Origin of the sequence: Lapidilactobacillus concavus DSM 17758 (assembly GCF_001435835.1) — a bacterium.
Lineage (GTDB): Bacteria > Bacillota > Bacilli > Lactobacillales > Lactobacillaceae > Lapidilactobacillus > Lapidilactobacillus concavus.
On the sequence record NZ_AZFX01000034.1, the window covers coordinates 1 to 1,148 of the forward strand.

1 protein-coding gene is annotated in these 1,148 nt (G+C 43.7%); it reads right to left on the reverse strand.

The features are described 5' to 3' along the window. Positions 1-11 precede the first annotated feature (11 nt). Positions 12-1,037 carry an IS30 family transposase gene (locus tag FC15_RS03060; protein ID WP_057823849.1) on the reverse strand — a complete coding sequence of 342 codons (1,026 nt, stop codon included), beginning with the start codon at positions 1,035-1,037 and terminating at the stop codon, positions 12-14. Positions 1,038-1,148: the final 111 nt, after the last annotated feature.

Consider the following 1,148-nt stretch of genomic DNA (forward strand, 5'->3'; position numbering starts at 1 on the left):
AATTGGTATAGTTAGTCGTCTAAATCAATGTACAACTCAGCTGCACAACGATAGTCCAAGCTTCGACGCGGGCGTTGATTGAGTGCATCTTGAATTGCTTGTAGATCAATGATTGAGACGTCATGCATCGAGCGACCTTTAGGAATATATTCGCGGATCAAACCGTTTTGATTCTCGTTGGAACCACGCTCCCAAGGTGAATAAGGATGCGCAAAATAAATATCGGTGCCATTGACCTGACTAAGCAACGAGAACTCACTGCCGTTGTCAAAGGTAATACTCTTAAAATAATCATGACCATAGTCATCAAGAACCGCTTGTAAGCCTTGAAGACAAGTTTCGGCATGATAGTCCGAGAGCTTAATGATGATCTCATAACGGCTCACACGCTCAGTTAAGGTCAATAGTGCGGGTTCACTCTCAGTCCGCTTACCTTTAACTAAATCGCCTTCCCAGTGGCCTAAAACTTGACGGTCTTCGACCTCTGCTGGTCGCTCTTCGATCGACTGACCTAACACACGTTTATTTAAACGATCATGTTGTTTGCCAGCGTGTTTTAAACGTCGACTGAGTTTCTTAGGCAGGTCGGTATTATTGAGTCCCGTACAGCCATGATCGATATAGCGATAGACAGTCGATGTCGAGGGACAAGATAATTCTGGATGAATTTCTTTGAAGCTATGAACAAAACTATCTACACTGTGTATTCGTGGGCGTGCTCGAAGAGCCGGAATTAATTCGGCGAAGAACTCAGGGCTTTTAGCCAACATACCAATTGCATGGCTAAGTTCTCTTCGGTTTTGACTGACAGCTTGACCAGTTTCGGCAAAGTAGATTTGACTTTCCTTGTGGTTAATGCCGATTTGCGTTGTCATACCACGATGTAATTCACGACTGATCGTGCTCGGGCTTCTTTGGAGCGTTTTCGCGATCATTCGGCAAGATAAACCTTGATTGTGCAAAACTTCAATTTGGCCACGTTCATGAAGTTTTAGTTGTCGATAATGGATAGACGTGGTAATCTGGGATTGGGTCATGAAGAAACCTACTCTCTTATTATTGTGGTGATTATAAGAATAGGTCTTCATGGCCTTTTTGTCTACTCTGGTCTAGGTCACAGGGTGTTGCACTTGAATTGTAAACTCGGG